Source organism: Amycolatopsis taiwanensis DSM 45107 (assembly GCF_000519205.1).
Lineage (GTDB): Bacteria > Actinomycetota > Actinomycetes > Mycobacteriales > Pseudonocardiaceae > Amycolatopsis_E > Amycolatopsis_E taiwanensis.
Map to the genome: position 1 here is coordinate 32,557 of NZ_JAFB01000014.1, position 16,970 is coordinate 49,526.

At 68.5% G+C, this 16,970-nt stretch carries 15 protein-coding genes; 8 read left to right on the plus strand and 7 right to left on the minus strand.

Annotated elements, in window-relative coordinates; all coding sequences use genetic code 11:
• Positions 1-239: 239 nt before the first annotated feature.
• Positions 240-1,358 (minus strand): alanine dehydrogenase, encoded by a 1,119-nt coding sequence (gene ald, locus A3CU_RS0112305; RefSeq protein ID WP_027942544.1) that lies wholly within the window; start codon positions 1,356-1,358, stop codon positions 240-242.
• A 168-nt stretch (positions 1,359-1,526) separates the two neighbouring features.
• On the opposite strand from ald, the gene A3CU_RS0112310 reads away from it, so the two are divergent.
• Positions 1,527-2,483 (plus strand): zinc-binding dehydrogenase, encoded by a 957-nt coding sequence (locus A3CU_RS0112310; protein ID WP_027942545.1) that lies wholly within the window; start codon positions 1,527-1,529, stop codon positions 2,481-2,483.
• A 222-nt stretch (positions 2,484-2,705) separates the two neighbouring features.
• Here the strand turns inward: A3CU_RS0112310 and A3CU_RS0112315 are convergent, their stop codons facing one another.
• The 5 genes from A3CU_RS0112315 to A3CU_RS0112335 all read right to left on the minus strand — a co-directional run bounded on the left by A3CU_RS0112315 (position 2,706) and on the right by A3CU_RS0112335 (position 7,848).
• Positions 2,706-3,434: an MOSC domain-containing protein gene (locus tag A3CU_RS0112315; RefSeq protein WP_027942546.1), complete on the minus strand. Its 729-nt coding sequence runs from the start codon at positions 3,432-3,434 to the stop codon at positions 2,706-2,708.
• Between the two features lie 29 nt (positions 3,435-3,463).
• Positions 3,464-5,011, minus strand: a complete 1,548-nt coding sequence (locus A3CU_RS0112320; RefSeq protein ID WP_027942547.1) for a PucR family transcriptional regulator — start codon at positions 5,009-5,011, stop codon at positions 3,464-3,466.
• Between the two features lie 43 nt (positions 5,012-5,054).
• A complete protein-coding gene (gene rdmE / locus A3CU_RS0112325; RefSeq protein WP_027942548.1) occupies positions 5,055-6,623 on the minus strand; it encodes an aklavinone 12-hydroxylase RdmE in 1,569 nt (522 codons plus the stop codon).
• Between the two features lie 89 nt (positions 6,624-6,712).
• Positions 6,713-7,141 (minus strand): hypothetical protein, encoded by a 429-nt coding sequence (locus A3CU_RS0112330; RefSeq protein WP_245617049.1) that lies wholly within the window; start codon positions 7,139-7,141, stop codon positions 6,713-6,715.
• A 140-nt stretch (positions 7,142-7,281) separates the two neighbouring features.
• On the minus strand, positions 7,282-7,848 hold the full coding sequence (locus A3CU_RS0112335; RefSeq protein WP_027942550.1) for an SACE_7040 family transcriptional regulator: 567 nt from the start codon (positions 7,846-7,848) through the stop codon (positions 7,282-7,284).
• 235 nt (positions 7,849-8,083) lie between these two features.
• On the opposite strand from A3CU_RS0112335, the gene A3CU_RS0112340 reads away from it, so the two are divergent.
• From A3CU_RS0112340 to A3CU_RS0112370, 7 genes are all read left to right on the plus strand, one after another.
• On the plus strand, positions 8,084-8,854 hold the full coding sequence (locus A3CU_RS0112340; protein WP_027942551.1) for an SGNH/GDSL hydrolase family protein: 771 nt from the start codon (positions 8,084-8,086) through the stop codon (positions 8,852-8,854).
• Positions 8,855-9,069: 215 nt separating this feature from the next.
• Positions 9,070-10,656, plus strand: a complete 1,587-nt coding sequence (locus tag A3CU_RS0112345) for a carboxyl transferase domain-containing protein (protein WP_027942552.1) — start codon at positions 9,070-9,072, stop codon at positions 10,654-10,656.
• Between the two features lie 8 nt (positions 10,657-10,664).
• Positions 10,665-12,611 carry an ATP-binding protein gene (locus A3CU_RS0112350; RefSeq protein ID WP_027942553.1) on the plus strand — a complete coding sequence of 649 codons (1,947 nt, stop codon included), beginning with the start codon at positions 10,665-10,667 and terminating at the stop codon, positions 12,609-12,611.
• Between the two features lie 51 nt (positions 12,612-12,662).
• On the plus strand, positions 12,663-13,829 hold the full coding sequence (locus A3CU_RS0112355) for an acyl-CoA dehydrogenase family protein (RefSeq protein WP_027942554.1): 1,167 nt from the start codon (positions 12,663-12,665) through the stop codon (positions 13,827-13,829).
• 71 nt (positions 13,830-13,900) lie between these two features.
• On the plus strand, positions 13,901-14,668 hold the full coding sequence (gene map / locus A3CU_RS0112360; RefSeq protein ID WP_027942555.1) for a type I methionyl aminopeptidase: 768 nt from the start codon (positions 13,901-13,903) through the stop codon (positions 14,666-14,668).
• Positions 14,665-15,165 carry a GNAT family N-acetyltransferase gene (locus A3CU_RS0112365; protein WP_043840985.1) on the plus strand — a complete coding sequence of 167 codons (501 nt, stop codon included), beginning with the start codon at positions 14,665-14,667 and terminating at the stop codon, positions 15,163-15,165. Before map ends, A3CU_RS0112365 begins: the two co-directional genes overlap by 4 nt.
• A gap of 149 nt (positions 15,166-15,314) precedes the next feature.
• A complete protein-coding gene (locus tag A3CU_RS0112370) occupies positions 15,315-16,184 on the plus strand; it encodes an alpha/beta fold hydrolase (RefSeq protein WP_027942557.1) in 870 nt (289 codons plus the stop codon).
• Positions 16,185-16,245: 61 nt separating this feature from the next.
• Here A3CU_RS0112370 and A3CU_RS0112375 read toward each other — a convergent pair whose 3' ends face one another.
• Complete coding sequence (locus A3CU_RS0112375) at positions 16,246-16,851, minus strand: DUF4190 domain-containing protein (protein WP_027942558.1); 606 nt, start codon at positions 16,849-16,851, stop codon at positions 16,246-16,248.
• Positions 16,852-16,970: the final 119 nt, after the last annotated feature.

Consider the following 16,970-nt stretch of genomic DNA (forward strand, 5'->3'; position numbering starts at 1 on the left):
GGTGTCGGCTGACTTCGCCGCATTGGGGCGGCAACTCACTGAAAATACTTATCGACGCACAGTGCTCGTATCTGGTGACTTAGTGACAGATCGTGACGTTCCGCCCTGTTCGATTGACGCGACAGTTACCCCAGAGGGAGGACTGGATGGGCTCCGGGCCAGGGTGAAGGCCGGTTTGAGTAGGCCTGGCTTGGCAGCCAATCGCTCGATGGAGCTCTTCCTGGCGTAACGGTGTGTGCCTACTGGCCGAGGACTTCGGCCGGGGAAACGTGGTGAAGATCATGTGCCCCGGCGACCGGCGCGTTGGTGAGGGCGCCCGCGTGCGTGTTCAGGCCCTTCGCGAGGGACGCGTCGTCGCGCAGCGCGGACTGCCATCCGTGGTCGGCGAGCCGGACGACGTAGGGGAGGGTGGCGTTGGTCAGGCCGTAGGTGGATGTCCGCGGGACCGCGCCGGGCATGTTGGCGACGCAGTAGAACACCGATCCGTGCACCGGGTAGGTCGGGTCGTCATGGGTGGTGGGATGCGAGTCCGCGAAGCAGCCGCCCTGGTCGATCGCGATGTCGACGAGCACGCTGCCCGGCTTCATGCGCGAGACCAACTCGTTCGAGATCAGTTTCGGGGCACGGGCGCCGGGCACGAGGACCGCGCCGATCACCAGGTCGGCCGCCAGTGCCGCCTGCTCGACCGAGAGCGCGTTCGACGCGACCGTCCGGATGCGGCCGAGGAAGTCCTGGTCGATCTGGCGCAGCCGGTCGACATTGGTGTCCAGGATCTCCACGTCCGAGCCGAGACCGAGTGCGACGCGCGCGGCGTTCAGGCCCGCGACGCCACCGCCGATCACCACCACCCGGGCCGGGTGGACGCCCGGGATACCGCCGGGCAGCACGCCACTTCCGCCGCTCGGCTTCATCATCGAGTACGCGCCGACCTGCGGGGCGAGCCGGCCCGCCACCTCCGACATCGGCGCAAGCAGCGGCAATGCGCCGTTGGGCAGTTGCACCGTCTCGTAGGCGATCGACGTGGTGCCCGCGTCGAGCAGGGCCACGGTCAGCTCGCGGCTCGCGGCCAGATGGAGGTAGGTGAACAGCACCTGGTCCGCGCGCAGGTGCGGGTACTCCTCGGCGATCGGCTCCTTGACCTTGAGCACCATTTCGCCTTCGCCCCAGGTGTCCTCGGCGCCGGCCAGGATTTTCGCTCCTGCCGAGACGTACTCGTCGTCGGTGATCGCCGACCCGAGCCCGGCGCCGGTCTCGACGAACACCTCGTGGCCGTGCGCGGTCAGCTCGTGCACGCCGGCCGGAGTGATCGCGACTCGGTACTCGTGCTTCTTGATCTCTCGTGGGACGGCGATGCGCACGTTTCCTCCTGTGCCGTCGGATCGTGGTGTTGCCCACGGTGAACCACTGTCCCGGCGGTGTCATCGTGTCCAACCGACAATTCTCCCCGGCTTGCCTGGTTCTCGCCCGACAATCGGTCCGACAGGCCCGATTGACCTCCAGCGCACTCGAGGTTGCATCGTGTCCAGGTGAGAGCTGTGTGGGTGAAAGAGTTCGGTGGACCCGAAGTGCTCGTGGCCGGTGAGGCGCCGGATCCCGTCGCCGGTCCCGGGCAGGTACTGATCGATGTGGCCTTTGCGAACATCACTTTCGTCGAGACGCAACTGCGTGCGGGTTCCACCGGCCCGTATCGGCTCGATTTGCCGGTCATTCCCGGGAACGGGGTGGGAGGGGTGATCGTCGAGACCGGAAAGGGCGTTGATCCGGAGCTGGTCGGGGCTCGGGTGGTGACCGGCCTGAACGGTTCCGGCGGCTATGCCGAGCGAGTGGTGGTGGGTGCCGAAGCGCCGTTCGTGGTGCCGGATGGGCTGGCCCTCGATGACGCCGTCGCGTTGCTGGCCGACGGCAGGACGGCCGCCGCCCTGATACACGCGGCGGGTGTGACCGCCGGCATGCGGGTGCTGGTCGAGGCGGCGGCCGGTGGGGTCGGCAGCCTGCTCGTGCAGCTCGCGGGCGCGGCGGGCGCCACGGTGGTCGCGGTCGCGGGCGGGGCTGGAAAGGTCGAACTGGCCCGTGAACTGGGAGCGGCGCACGCGATCGATTACTCCTCGGCGGATTGGGCGCAGCGCGTCCGGGACGAGGTCGGCGGGGTGGACATCGTGTTCGACGGTGTCGGCGGCGAGATCGGGGCCAGCGCGTTCGGACTGCTGGGGCGCGGCGGGTGGTTCTTCAGCTATGGGCTCGCGAGTGGTGCGTGGACAGAGGTCTCGGAGGAGACGGCGGCGGCGCGCGGGGTGAGCATCCACCGCGGCTCACTGGGGAGCCCGGCTGAGCTACGCCGGTTCACCGAACGCGTCCTCGTCGACGCGGCGAACGGCCGGGTCAGGCCCGTGATCGGGCAACGCTTTCCGCTCACCGAGGCCGCGCAAGCCCATCGCGCCATCGAAACCCGTGCCACCCTCGGAAAGACCCTGCTGGTGGTGTGACTGCGTGCCGCCCGGGCGCGTGTCCCCCATTCCCGTCGTGCGTGTCCCACATTCGCGTCGTGCGTGTCCCACATTCCCGTCGTGCGTGTTCCACATTCGTGTCGTGCGTGTTCAGTTGCGAGGTAGCCCGGAACGTTGGAACTCAGACGACCGGAACGGGGGACTCGCGCGACGGGGACGTGGGACACGCGCGACGGGAATGGGGGACTCGCAAAAGTTGGTTTACGGGTTTGGTCGGACGGAGACGTTGTCCCCGGTGCGGACGACCCCGGCCCTGGTTGCCCGCATGATCAGCCCGAACTTGTTCTCGTGCTGTTCGATCAGCCACTGTTGCAGCTTCGGCCACCGCTCGTGCCCACCGGGGTCCCAGCTCGGCACGGTGCAGCGGATGCACGGGCCGGCATTCTTGCCCACGACCTCCAACCGGACGTCGCCGATGGTGATGGCAGTACCCTCGCCCCAGCCGCCCTCGACGAACGCCGGAGTGTTCACGTCCAGATGGACGTTGGGCCGGAACCGGGCCAGCTCGACCGGAGCCGACAGCTCCTGCTCCAGCGCGGCCCGGGAAGCCTCGAAGGTCACCAGGATCGTCGGCCCGCGATCCTGCCGCCCCGCGGCCGTGCACAGGTCCAGCGGGATGCCCAGGGTTTCCGACAGCTCGCCGGCCAGGCCGGGATCGTCCCACGACCATTCCGCCCCGTCCGGCGCGCGCAGCTTCGGCGACCCGGCGGGCTCGATGACACCGGTGCCGTAACCGCTGCTCCAGTGGAGCAGCTGGGGGATCTGGCGGACCGTGAGGACCCGCCCAGACCGGGTGGGCCGCAGATCGGTCAGGATATGGCCGCGATCGCCGGCCAGGCCGCGCTCGTCGAGCTGCGCGGCGTCGATCTGCTCACCGCGCAACGACTTCACGGGCCAGCGATAGAGGCCGGCCACCGAGCCCTCGTACATCCCGCGCCCCCTTCCGGCGTTCCGCGGCACTACGCCCACCGCAGCGACACGAGCTGGACAAGCAATGCTAACCGGACGTCGGGGTCGTCCAGGTTCAGCGGGACGATTTCCAGCATCCGCCGCATCCGGTATCGAAAGGTGTTGGGGTGGATGCGCAAGGATTTCGCGGCCGCGCGCGGATCGCCGGGGAAGCGCAGGCTCTGGTACAGCGTGTCCACGTACTCGGTGTGGCTGTCGTCGTCGTGCGACCGCAACTTTTCCAGCGGTCCCAACTCGGCGACCTGCGCCGCGGCGGCCGCCGTCGCGGTCCGGTGCAGGACCAGCGCGGTCCACACGTCGTCGAAGCTGCCCACCTGATCGGGCAGCAGCCCGGCGCGCAGCATGCCCAGGGTTTCTTCGGCCTGCTTGGCCGACCGCGGCAGCTCGCCGATCTCCACCGGCGCGCCCGCTGCCACGCGGTGGACGCCGGGCTGCTGGGCGAGCGCGGCGCGCAGTTCGGTCCAGGAACCGGGGCCGTCGCCGTCGGGCACGACCGCGTAGAGCAGGCCGGCGAGTTCGGTGGCGACCGGGCGTTGCCCGATGCCCTGCGAGATCCGCTCCAGCAGGGCCAGCCGTACGCCTTCGGCGTCGGCCGTGTCGCCATGTGCGGTGTCCACGACGACCACCCGGTGCGCCTGCTCGGTGAGCCCGAGTTCGGCGATCGCCTTGCGTGGCCCGGCCTTCCCTTCCAGGATCGCCCGGAGCAGTTCGGCGGAGGCGCGTCGTTGTGCGTCCGCGTGCGCCCGTCGCCGCAGCAGGTGCAACGCGACCACGGGCGCGGTGTCGGCGAACGCGGCCGCTCGCTCGTCGGAGACCGGACCGGCCACCACCGCCCACATCGAACCGAGCAGCTCACCGCCCATCCGGATCGGCACGATCAGCCGCGGCAGTGTGCCGTCCCGTTGTGCCGGCACGAAAATCGTCTGCCGGCCACGGGACAGTTCGCGGAAGACGCCGCGTGACCGGAAGCGGGCGAACACGTCGTCGGGGATGCGGCGGCCCATGATCGTGGACACCCGGGCCGGGTCGGTCAGGTCCTGGCGGGCGGAGTAGGCGAGCACGCGCGAGTTGGTGTCCTCGATGGTGACCGGGGCGTCGACCACCGACGCCACCACGTCGGCGAGCCGGAACAGGTCACCCGAGCCGAGCTCGTCGGAGCCTTCCCCGCCGTCGTCGCCGGACACCGCGTCCAGCACGGTCCGCAGCAGCCAGACCAGTTGTGCCCAGGCCGTCGCGGCGCGAACCGAGATCAGCGCGATGCCCGCCGCCCCGGCCGCGCGCCGCAGGGCGGGTTTCGTGGCCAGCGGTGGTTTGAGCAACACCGCCGCCGCTTCCCGGTCGGCGCATTGCCGCACGAGCGCGATCGCCTCGTCGAGGTTCGTGACGCCGACGCCGAGCACCAGATCTCCCGCGGAGACCTGCGCCGTGCCCGGCTCGGCGATCACCACGTCCGCCACGGCTGGGCACACCTGGGGCACCAGCACTGCCTGCAGCAACGTCGGGCCGACTCGGTCCACGACGCTGCGCACGGAAACCATCCCCGAAGCATACGTCTGAACCTCCGCCAAAACCGGCGTTGTGCTACCGGCTGAGTAGGTGTGTGAGAACTTCCCGGAGCGTGCTGTCGGGGTCGTCGACACCGGTCACCGCGCGCCAGGCGACCACGCCGTCGGGGCGGACGAGGGTGGCGCCGGTGGATTGGATTCCGTAGCGCGCCAGGAAAAGCTCTTCCGACGCGTCGAAGTCGCTGCCGAGCACGCGGCAGTCCAAGCGCAAGCCCACCGCTTCGCCGGCCGTGGCGACCACCGGCCGCCACGACGGATCGGCGGTGACGAGCACCCAGTCGCGCCCGAGCAGGTCCACTGTGGACATCGAGATCCCGTCGACGGTGATCGGCACGTGCGGCGCGCGGAACCCGGCGCGGCCACTGGGCCGGTTCGGATCCTCGGTCGGCCGCGGATCGTCGTCCTCGATCAGCACGGCCGCCGAGAAGCACCGGTAGCCGAGCGCGAGTTCGACCTGGTTCACCGGCTCGGGCAGGCCGGAAATGTCCAGGTGCGGCATCATGCGGTGCTTCAGGTTGTGCAACGAGGCGTTGACCACCAGTTCGGCGAAGGGTTTGCGCTCGGCCTCGTAGCTGTCCAGCAGGGCCGGTCCGGCCTCGCCGCGCAGCACGGCCGCGAGCTTCCACGCGACGTCGTGCCCGTCGCCGACGGCGGTGTTCCCGCCCATGCCGCCGGTCGGTGGCGTCACCTTGGCCGCGTCACCGACCAGCAGCACTCGCCCGGAACGGAACCTCGACGCGATCTTCGCGGCCATCTCCCAGGCACCGATCCAACGGATGTCCGGGCGCAGGCCGGGCAGGTCGGTAGCGAGCCGGATCAGTTCGGTGACCCGTTCCGGGGTGAAGTCGTCAGCCTTTTCACCCTTTTCCGGATGGAAATCCGTGCCGAACACGAACCGATTCGGCACGTCGGTGTTGACCAGCACGCCGGTGAAGCTCGGATGCCGCAGGTGGTACAAATCGGTGACGTCGGGCTCGAGACGGTCGCCGAGGTCGGCGTCGAAGACGACTCCGATCGCGTTTCCGAGCACACCCATGCCTTCGGTGTCGATGCCGAGACGTTCACGGATCCGGCTGCGCCCGCCGTCGGCGGCGACGAGGTACTTCGCCCGCACGGTGCCTGAACTCAGCACGGCGGTGACGCCGTCATCGTCCTGCTCGAAGGAAACCAGTTCGGTGGAGAACCGCACCCGCGCACCGAGTTCCTCCGCCCGGGCGAGCAGGATCGGCTCGACCACGTCCTGCCCGGCCATCCCCCAGGGCACACCGACGGCCACGTTGAGGTCGATTTCCGAGACGTCCTCCAGGATGCGATGGATCACGTGCCCATTCAGGCTTTCCGCGATGGTGATCCGCAACCCCTGCGATGCCCGCTTGCTGACGCCGAGGACCTTCTCATCGATGCCCGCGAAGCGGTACAGCTCCATGGTCCGCGGGCTTTGCCCGGACGCTCTCGGGTGGATCGCCGTGCTCGGGTGACGCTCCACGGTCAGTACCCGAATCCCTTGCTGGGCAAGGAACATGCTCGCGGACAGCCCGCCCAGGCCCGCGCCGACGACCAGTACATCCACAGTCTCTTCAGTCACGAAAACATCTTAGAATCTAAGAGATTTAGTTGGCAAGGTAAGTTCCAAGTTGAACATTCACCGCTCCGGCTGTGGGAGCTACCTGTGGGTCAGCTCAGGGTGTCGGAGATCCACGAGGTGACGGGGAGGGCGCGGGCCTGGCATTCCGCGGACAGGCGAATGGTCCAGCGCAGCGCCTGCAGCACGAGGCTGTCGACCTCGTCGGGCGCGGCGCTGGTCAGTGCGATCTCGACCTGCTCCTGCGCCGCCTCGGTGTTGCCGTGCACCTCGGCGAGCAGGGTGCGCACGGCGGTGCGGACCGGCGGGTCGGCCTCGTCGATCGGGACCTCTTCGCCGGTCTCGTCGAACACCTGCACCTTGACCGGGGCGTTCCCGCCGTCACCGAGCACCGTCACCATCGCGCTGCACTCGCCGAACAGCAGCATCATCAGCTCGCGGATCTCGTCCGTCCGCCCCGGCTCGTCACCGGCCGAAGGCGCGACATAGTCGAGCGCCTCGTCGTCGCGGCCGAGTTGCATGGCGACGAGGGCGCGTTGCGCCTTCTGTACGAGGTTCCGCCGCTCGGTCACCCGTCCAATCAAGCACACGAACTCACCGGTCAGCTAGGCCAAGTTCCACACGGCGCGCGATCGGATTTCGCGCAAGTGAGGCCGAGACGCTAGCCGAGCGCCTCGAGTGCGCCGAGCGCGAGCCTGGTGAGCAGGTCCGCCAGTTCGGTGTCCGCCAACTGGCGGGTGTACGGGGTGGAGTTGAGCAAGCCGAAGACGGCGTGCGCGGCCGAGCGCGCCCGCTGTTCGCTCACGCCCGGGACCGCGTCCCGGATCGCCCGCACCCACACCTCCACGTAACGCCGCTGCAAGGCGCGGACGGTCTTCCGGTCGTCGTCGGTGAGGTTGGCCAGGTTGCGTTCCTGGACGACGATCAGCGACGGGTGCGTCAACGCGAAGTCCACGTGAAACTCGACCAGCGCCGCCAGCGTCCGTTCCGGGTCCTCCGCGCTCTCGGCGCGGGCCGTGCCGCCGTCGAGCAGGAAGTGGCTGATCGAGCGCAGCATCTCCCCGAGCATGGCGTCCTTGCTGCGGAAATGCCGGTAGAGCGCGGGACCGGAGATGCCCACCGCGGCCCCGATGTCGTCGATCCCGACGCCGTGGAAGCCGTGCTGGGCGAACAACTCGGCGGCTGCGGTCAGGATCTGTTCCCGGCGGGAGGCCGTGGCGCCGTTCACCAGCGGTGTGGGGGTGGACACGTGCGTCATGCTATCCGGTCACGTTAGCGATCGCTAACTTTCCACAGTTTGTTGTAAAGGTTCCTACTAAAAGCGGGTCCTCGCCAGGAACGAACCTGGTATTCCTTCTGTGGGTTGATCACTTACGAACGCGACTGGCACCGCGCCTCAGCCAACCAGCGGTACTGAGCGCGGTTCAAGCCCGCCGGCGTGTGAGGCAAAGAAGGGATCCGCTGTGCTGAGAACGCTTGTCGTCAGTGTCGTCGCTTGCGTGGCAACGTTAGGATTCGCCGGGGTCGCCCAGGCCGCCACCAACTACGTGGCACTGGGCGACTCCTACTCGTCCGGGGTGGGTGCGGGTAGCTACCTGGATTCCAGTAGCTGCAAAAGAAGTGCGAACGCCTATCCCTACCAATACGCGCAGTCGAGTGGCGCTTCGCTGAGCTTCCAGGCGTGCTCCGGAGCCAAGACCTCCGACGTGCTCAACAACCAGGTGGGTGCGCTCAACTCGTCCACCAGTCTGGTGTCGATCACGATCGGTGGCAACGACGCCGGCTTCTCCAACGTGATGACAAACTGCGTGCTGGGCGGTGACAGCGCTTGCAAGACCGCGGTGACCAGTGCGGAAAACTACGCTCAGACCACCCTGCCGGGCCTGCTCGACAACGTCTACCGCACGATCAAGAGCAAGGCACCGAACGCACACGTCGTGGTGCTCGGGTATCCGCACTTCTACAAGATCGGTGGCTCGTGCGTCGTCGGCCTGTCCGACACCGCCCGTGGCTACATCAACGGTGGAGCTGACGTCCTCAATACGGTGATTTCGAAGGAGGCGGCCAACGCGGGCTTCACCTTTGCCGACGTCCGGCCGGCGTTCACCGGGCACGAGATCTGCTCCAGCAGTTCGTGGCTGCACAGCTTGACCTGGCCCATCGACGAGTCCTACCACCCGACGGCCACCGGCCAGAAGAGCGGCTACCTGCCGACCTTCAAGACCGGCATCTGATCCCCGTCCGGTCACACTCCGATGCCATGATCCTGGCGAGCCGAATCGATCGGCCCGCGGCTCGCCAGGCGGCTTGGCCGCGGTTGCCTTCCCGTCCGTCCGGCCGCGGCGGTTCGTGACGGCAGGGGCGATGCGGCGCCCGTTCGGCATATTGCCCATCAGGTTAGTCGTCGTTAACATCGTGGATGACGTTAACGACGACTAACCTGGTGGTCATGGACACTCCGACGCTCACCACCGCTGCCGACCCGCGCAGCGACGGCTATGTGCGCAACGCGACGGCGCATGCCGAGCTTGTCGAGGACCTGCGCAAGCGGCTGACAGTCGCTCGGGCGGGTGGCCCGGAGAAGGCGCGTGCCCGGCATGTGGAACGCGGCAAGCTCCTGCCGCGCGACCGGGTGGACGCCCTGCTCGACCCCGGCTCACCGTTCCTCGAACTGTCCCCGCTCGCCGCGAACGGGCTCTACGGCGACGAGGCGCCGGCGGCGGGCATCATCACCGGCATCGGCCGGGTCTCCGGCCGCGAATGCGTGGTCGTGGCCAACGACGCGACGGTCAAGGGCGGCACCTACTACCCGATGACCGTCAAGAAACACCTGCGCGCGCAGGAAGTCGCGCTCCACAACAACCTGCCGTGTGTCTACCTGGTCGATTCCGGCGGCGCCTTCCTGCCCCGGCAGGACGAGGTGTTCCCGGACCGGGAGCATTTCGGGCGCATCTTCTACAACCAGGCGACCATGTCCGCTCGCGGGATACCGCAGATCGCCGCCGTGCTCGGCTCGTGCACCGCGGGCGGCGCGTATGTCCCGGCGATGAGCGACGAGGCCGTGATCGTGCGCAACCAGGGCACGATCTTCCTCGGCGGGCCACCGCTGGTGAAGGCGGCGACCGGCGAGGTCGTCACCGCCGAGGAACTGGGCGGTGGGGACGTGCACGCCCGTTCGTCCGGCGTCACCGACCATCTGGCTACCGACGACGCGCACGCGCTACGCATCGTCCGATCTATTGTGGACACTTTGGGTCCGCGACCACCGCGGCCGTGGGACGTGGTGCCGACCGAGGAGCCGGCGGTGGACCCCGCGCAGCTCTACGGAGTCGTGCCCACGGATTCGCGCACACCGTACGACGTGCGCGAGGTGATCGCCCGGATCGTGGACGGCAGCCGGTTCGCCGAGTTCAAGAAGGAGTACGGCACCACGCTGGTTACCGGGTTCGCCCGCATCCACGGCCATCCGGTCGGGATCGTGGCGAACAACGGTGTGCTGTTCTCCGAGTCGGCGATGAAGGGCGCGCATTTCATCGAGTTGTGTGACAAGCGCTCGATTCCGTTGGTGTTCCTGCAGAACATCAGCGGGTTCATGGTGGGCAAGGCCTACGAGGCCGGCGGGATCGCCAAGCACGGCGCGAAGATGGTGACCGCGGTGGCCTGTGCGCGGGTGCCGAAGCTGACCGTGATCGTCGGTGGTTCTTTCGGTGCGGGCAACTATTCGATGTGCGGACGGGCCTATTCGCCCAGGTTCTTGTGGATGTGGCCGAACGCGCGCATTTCGGTGATGGGTGGCGAGCAGGCCGCCTCGGTGCTGTCGGCGGTCCGCCGGGACGACGGGGAAGACGAGGAGACGTTCAAGGACCGCATCCGGCGCCAGTATGAGGAGCAGGGCAACCCCTACTACTCGACGGCCCGCTTGTGGGACGACGGCGTGATCGACCCCGCGGAAACCCGCACGGTGCTCGGGCTCGCGCTCTCGGTCGTGGCGAACGCGCCACTGGAACCCGTTGGCTATGGCGTATTCCGCATGTGAGGGGACTTATGTTCGACACGGTTCTGATCGCCAACCGGGGCGAGATCGCCGTCCGGGTCATGGAGACCCTGCGGCGCATGGGCATCCGGACGATCGCGGTGTTCACCGATTCCGACGCCGGAACGCGGCACGTCCTGGAGGCCGACGCGGCGATCCGCATCTCGACCTATCTGTCCATTGAGGACATCGTGCGTGCGGCCGTGGATTCGGGTGCGCAGGCCGTGCATCCCGGGTACGGCTTCCTCGCGGAGAACGCGCGGTTCGCCGAATCCTGCGCGGAAGCGGGCCTGAAGTTCATCGGGCCGCCCGCCGCGGCGATCGACGCGATGGGCGACAAGATCCGCGCCAAGGCAACGGTTTCCGCTGCGGGGGTGCCGGTGGTGCCGGGCAGCGACGACCCCTCCGCCGCCGACGAGGTCGGCTATCCGTTGCTGCTCAAGCCTTCCGCGGGCGGCGGGGGCAAGGGGATGCGGCTGGTCAACGGCCCCGGCGAACTGGCTGCGGCGATCGAGTCCGCGCGCCGGGAGGCGAAGTCCGCCTTCGGCGACGATCGGCTCCTGGTCGAACGGTTCGTCACCACGCCCCGGCACATCGAGATCCAGGTGCTCGCCGACCACCACGGCAACGTCATCCACCTCGGCGAGCGCGAGTGCAGCCTGCAGCGGCGGCATCAGAAGATCATCGAGGAGGCGCCGTCGGCGCTCCTGGACGAGCGGACCCGCGAACTGATGGGGGCCGCCGCGGTGGAGGCGGCCCGGTCCGTCGGATACACCGGCGCGGGCACCGTCGAGTTCATCGTCTCGGCGCGGGCGCCCGGGGAATTCTTCTTCATGGAGATGAACACCCGCCTGCAGGTCGAGCACCCGGTCACCGAGCTGGTGACCGGACTCGACCTGGTCGAATGGCAGGTGCGCATCGCCGCGGGAGAGCCGCTTTCCCTGACGCAGCAAGACATCCGGCTCAACGGCCACGCGGTGGAGGCGCGGGTCTACGCCGAGGATCCCGCGCGCGGGTTCGTCCCCACCGGTGGCACCGTGCTCGCCCTGGGCGAGCCTCGCGGCGTGCGGGTCGATTCCTGGCTGAGTCCGGGCACGGTGGTCACCTCCGACTACGACCCGATGCTGGCCAAGGTGATCGCCTGGGGACCGGACCGGGCGGCGGCACTGCACCGCCTCGACCGGGCGCTCGCCGACACCGCCGTGCTCGGCGTGACCACGAACGTCGCTTTCCTGCGAGGACTCCTGGCCGACCCCGATGTCCAGGCGGGAGAGCTCGATACCGGACTGGTCGAGCGGAGGCCCTCCGGCGAAACCGGATCCGGCATCGCCGAGGAATTCTTCGTGGCGGCCGCGGTCGACCGGTTGATCGAGCTCACCCCGGCCGGGGGCGGCGTCGTCGATCCGTGGGATGTGCCCAGCGGGTGGCGCATGCTCGGGCCCGGCGGCGTCGTTTTCCGGCTGCGCGCGGGGGAAACCGAGGCTCTCGTCCACATCGAGGGCCTGCCGGAGTCGGCAGTGGTCACAGTTGACGGTTCTACCCCGGTGCAGGTGTCCGGGCGCCGGGTGGGGGACCGGCTGGAGCTGCACTACGCCGGGGAGTTCCGACGGTACCTGCGGGCGTCGGACGGACGGCTGTGGCTGGCCAGGGACGGACAATGCGTGGCCGTCGGCGAACGGCCGAACCTGCTCGCCTCGCATGGGGAAACCACGGACGCGGGGCCGGTGGTCAGCCCGATGCCGGGCACCGTGCTCGTGGTCAAGGTGGCGCCCGGGGAGGCGGTGGCGGCCGGCGCCCCGCTGGTCGTGGTCGAGGCGATGAAGATGGAACACACCCTCGTTTCGCCGGTGGACGGAGTGGTCAGCGAGCTACGTGTCCAGGCGGGCCAGCAGGTCGCGCTGGACGAAACCCTCGCCGTGGTGACACCACGGGCGGGGGCCGAACTGGGGCATGACTAGCGGCGCGCCACATGCGACCGCGTTCACGTCGCCGACGAACAGGAGAAACCCATGATCGACTACCGGCTCGGTGAAGAGTACGAGGCGCTGAGAAAGACCGTCCAGGACTTCGCGCGCTCCGAGGTCGCGCCGGTGATCGGCGGCTACTACGAGCGCGAGGAGTTCCCGTACGACCTGGTGGCCGGGATGGGCGCGATGGGTCTGTTCGGCCTGCCGTTCCCGGAGGAGTTCGGCGGCATGGGCGGGGACTACTTCGCGCTGTGCCTGGCGCTGGAGGAGCTGGCGCGGGTCGACTCGTCGGTCGCGGTCACCCTGGAGGCCGGGGTGTCGCTGGGCGCTATGCCGATCTTCCGGTTCGGCACGCGCGAGCAGCAGGAACACTGGCTGCCCGCGTTGTGCTCGGGGGAGGCGCTGGCCGCGTTCGGGCTGACCGAGCCGGGTGGCGGCTCGGATGCCGGCGCCACCCGGACCACCGCGCGGCTGGACGACGGGCACTGGGTGGTCAACGGCAGCAAGTCGTTCATCACCAACTCGGGCACGAAGCTGACCCGGCTGATCACGGTCACCGCGGTCACCGGGACGAGGCCCGACGGCGGCAAGGAGATCTCCACGATCATCCTGCCGTCCGGCACACCCGGCCTCACCGTCGCACCCCGGTATTCGAAGGTCGGTTGGAACGCCTCCGACACCCACGAGCTGTCCTTCGCCGACTGCCGCGTGCCGGCGGAGAACCTGCTCGGCGAGCGGGGCCGGGGCTACGCCCAGTTCCTGTCTACTTTGGACGAGGGCCGGATCGCGATCGCGGCCATCGGCGTCGGGCTGGCACAGGGATGCGTGGACGAGTGCGTGCGGTACGCGGGCGAGCGGGAGGCGTTCGGGCACCGGATCGGCGAGTACCAGGCGATCCAGTTCAAGATCGCGGACATGGAGACGCGTGCGCACACCGCTCGCCTGGCCTACTACGCGGCGGCGTCGAAGATGTTGCGTGGTGAGCCGTTCAAGAAGGAGGCGGCGATCGCGAAGCTGGTCTCGTCGAACGCGGCCATGGACAACGCCCGTGACGCGACCCAGATCTTCGGCGGCTACGGCTTCATGAACGAGTTCCCGGTGGGGCGGTTCTACCGGGACGCCAAGATCCTCGAGATCGGCGAGGGCACCAGCGAGATCCAGCGCATGCTGATCGCCCGTTCCCTCGGCGTGGGAGCCGGAGCGAGATAGAAATACCGGTATAACTATGACGGTACAGGCGTCGCCCTGTACCGTCACATTGATATGCCGGGAGTGAGATTGTGATCGAGTTGAAGAGCGAAGACGAGTTGGCCGTGATGCGTGAGGCCGGCCGGATCGTCGCGCGGGTGCTGGCCGCCGTGCGCGAGCGCGCGCGGGTCGGCACGAGCCTGCTGGAACTGGACGAACTGGCCGCAAGCATCCTCGACGAGTGCGGCGCGAAGTCGTCGTTCCTGCACTACCACCCGAACTGGGCACCCAACCCGTACCCCGGGGTGCTGTGCACCAGCGTGAACGACGCGATCGTGCACGGCGTCCCGAACGGGTACCGGCTGTGCGACGGCGACCTGCTGAGCATCGACTTCGGCGCGGCCGTCGACGGCTGGCACGGTGACGCCGCGACCAGCTTCGTGGTCGGCACCGCCGATCAGGCCGACCTCGACCTGATCGCGACCGCGGAGCGCGGGCTCGCCGCCGGGATCGCCCAGGTGCGACCGGGAAACCGGCTGGGTGACGTCGCGCACGCGATCGGCGTCATCGGGCGGGCGGCCGGATACGGACTGACCGCCGACCACGGTGGCCACGGCGTCGGCCGCGCGATGCACGAGGCGCCGCACGTGCCCAACGAGGGCCGCCCAGGCCGGGGGCTCGGGCTGCGGCCGGGCATGGTGTTCGCGATCGAGCCGATGTTCACCCGGGGCGGCGGCGATGACTACCGTTACGGCGACGACGGCTGGACGGTCCTGACCGTGGACGGAAGCCGGGCGGCGCACGTCGAACACACGGTGGCGGTGACCGAGGACGGCCCTCTCGTCCTCACCGCGCCATGATCGAGATCAGGCCCGGCGACGGCCGGGATTTCCCGACCCTGATGGCCTTCTTCGATGACGCCGTCGAATGGCTCGTCGCCCGCGGCAGCGCGCGGCAGTGGGGTACCGAGCCGTGGAGTGGCAACCCTCAGCGGGAAGATCGAGTCCGGGGCATGGCCACCGGTGGTGGGCTCTTCATCGCCGAACTCGACGGCGAGCCGGTGGGTGCGCTCGTGCTGGGTGACCGGCTCTCCTACGCCCCGGCGGTCGACGAGCCCGAGGTCTACATCGGACTGTTGCTGACCTCGCGCGCACACGCCGGCCGGGGCGTCGGTTCCGCGCTCCTCGCCTTCGCGCGCGAGGAAACGCGTCGGCGTGGCATCGGCCTGCTCCGGGTGGACTGCTGGTCGGACGGGGACGGGGCGCTCGTCGAGTACTACCGCGGCCAGGGCTTCACGCCGACCGTGGAGGTTCCGGTCAACGACACCAAGGTCCAGGTGTTCGAACAACGCCTGTGACGCTGGAGAAGCGTCATCTGCCGAACCGCCGCCCGTGGCGGGTCTCTGCGTCCGTGACCTGTTGCGAAATGAATACTCGTCTACGTATACTCGTCGACGAGTAAGGACCGGTTCGGCAGATAACCCACCGTCCAGCCCTGGGGGTTGACATGATCCACATCAAGACCGATATAGAGACCGGCTCGGTCACGTCCGCGGACGGCACCACGATCGGCTTCCGGCGGCTCGGCCACGGCCCTGGCGTGGTGATCGTGCACGGCGCGATGGAATCGTCCACGAGTCATCTTGACCTCGCCTGCGCACTCGCCGACACGTTCACCGTGTACCTGCCCGATCGACGCGGTCGGGGAAGCAGCGGTCCCTTCGGCGCGAACTACGGTGCCCAGCGGGAGGTCGAGGACATCGCCGCGCTGCTGGCGAAAACCGGTGCGCGCCAGGTGTTCGGGGTAAGCTCGGGCGCACTGATCACGCTGCGGTCGGCGCTGACGCTGCCGACGATCGAGCGGGCGGCGATCTTCGAACCACCGTTGATCGTCAACGGCTCGATCACGACCGACTTCCTGTCCCGGTACGACCGGGAGATCGCCGAGGGCCGGACCGCCGCCGCGCTGATCACCGGAATGAAGGGCGCGCAACTCGGGCCGAGGTTCCTCAACGCGGTGCCACGCCCGCTGCTCGCACTGATGACCAACGCGCTGATGTCCAGTCAGGACAAGAAGTCCGATCGGGACACCGTAACCATGCGGCAACTGGCACCCACCCTGCACTACGACTTCCACCTGGTCCGCGAGATGGCCGAATCGGTGTCCGGCTTCCGGGACCTGGAAAGCGACGTGCTGCTGCTCGGCGGAAGCAAAAGCCCGGCCTACCTGAAAACCGCGTTGGACGCTCTACAAAGGACACTGTCGCGGGCGAAGCGCGTCGAGTTCCCCGGTCTCGACCACAGCGCCACCGGCAACACCGCCGAACGCGGGAAGCCGGAAACCGTGGCACAAGCACTGCGCGACTTCTTCGCCTGACCATGTCGCCCGTTCGGCGTGCCCGGTTTCCCTGGCACGCCGAACGGGCGACACAGCTTCGCTAGAAACCGGTGCAGTCGGCGATCGCGAACGGCCCGCGCGCGGTCGAGGTCTTGGCCACAGTGCCGTTCACGGTCACCTTGCAAGTCGCCGAGCCGCCCTTGTCGCCTGTCGTGACGATCAGCGAACCGCCGGTCAGCAAGCCTTTCGTCTGGACCTCCTTGGTCCAGGGCAAGGTCGCGGTCGTTTCGCTGTCGCTGGTGGTGGTTTCGCCGAACGTCGTGTAGTCGATCGAGACGTCCGTGGCGTCTCCGGTCACCTCGTAGACGACGGTGGTGGGCTGGTTGGCCTCCTCGCGAACGTCGTTGACCGCCTTGTTGATCACGGTGACCCACACGATGCAGACGATCAGACCGACGATCGACGTCACGATGCCGGCGATCGAGAGGCCCTTGTTGGTGGCCGCTCCTTTGCTGACTCGGCTGAGCCCGAGCGCGGCGAAGATCAGGCCGAGGATCACCAGCGGCCAGGCGACGAACCCGATGAGCGGGATCGGGGAAAGCACCAGTCCGACGAGTCCGAGGATGAATCCGGTCGTGCCGAAGCCGTTGCGCGGCTGCGTGGGTTCCTCCTGCTGGACGGGCGGATAGGGAGCAGGCTGGGTCACGGGTCGTTCCCTTTCGTTCCACTGAGGTTTGCGGGATGGATGAAAGCAGCGGGTGCCGGCCCGGCACGTCGTCCGCGAGGATCGACCACGTTCATCCGAAAGTCGTCACGGCTTGGTGA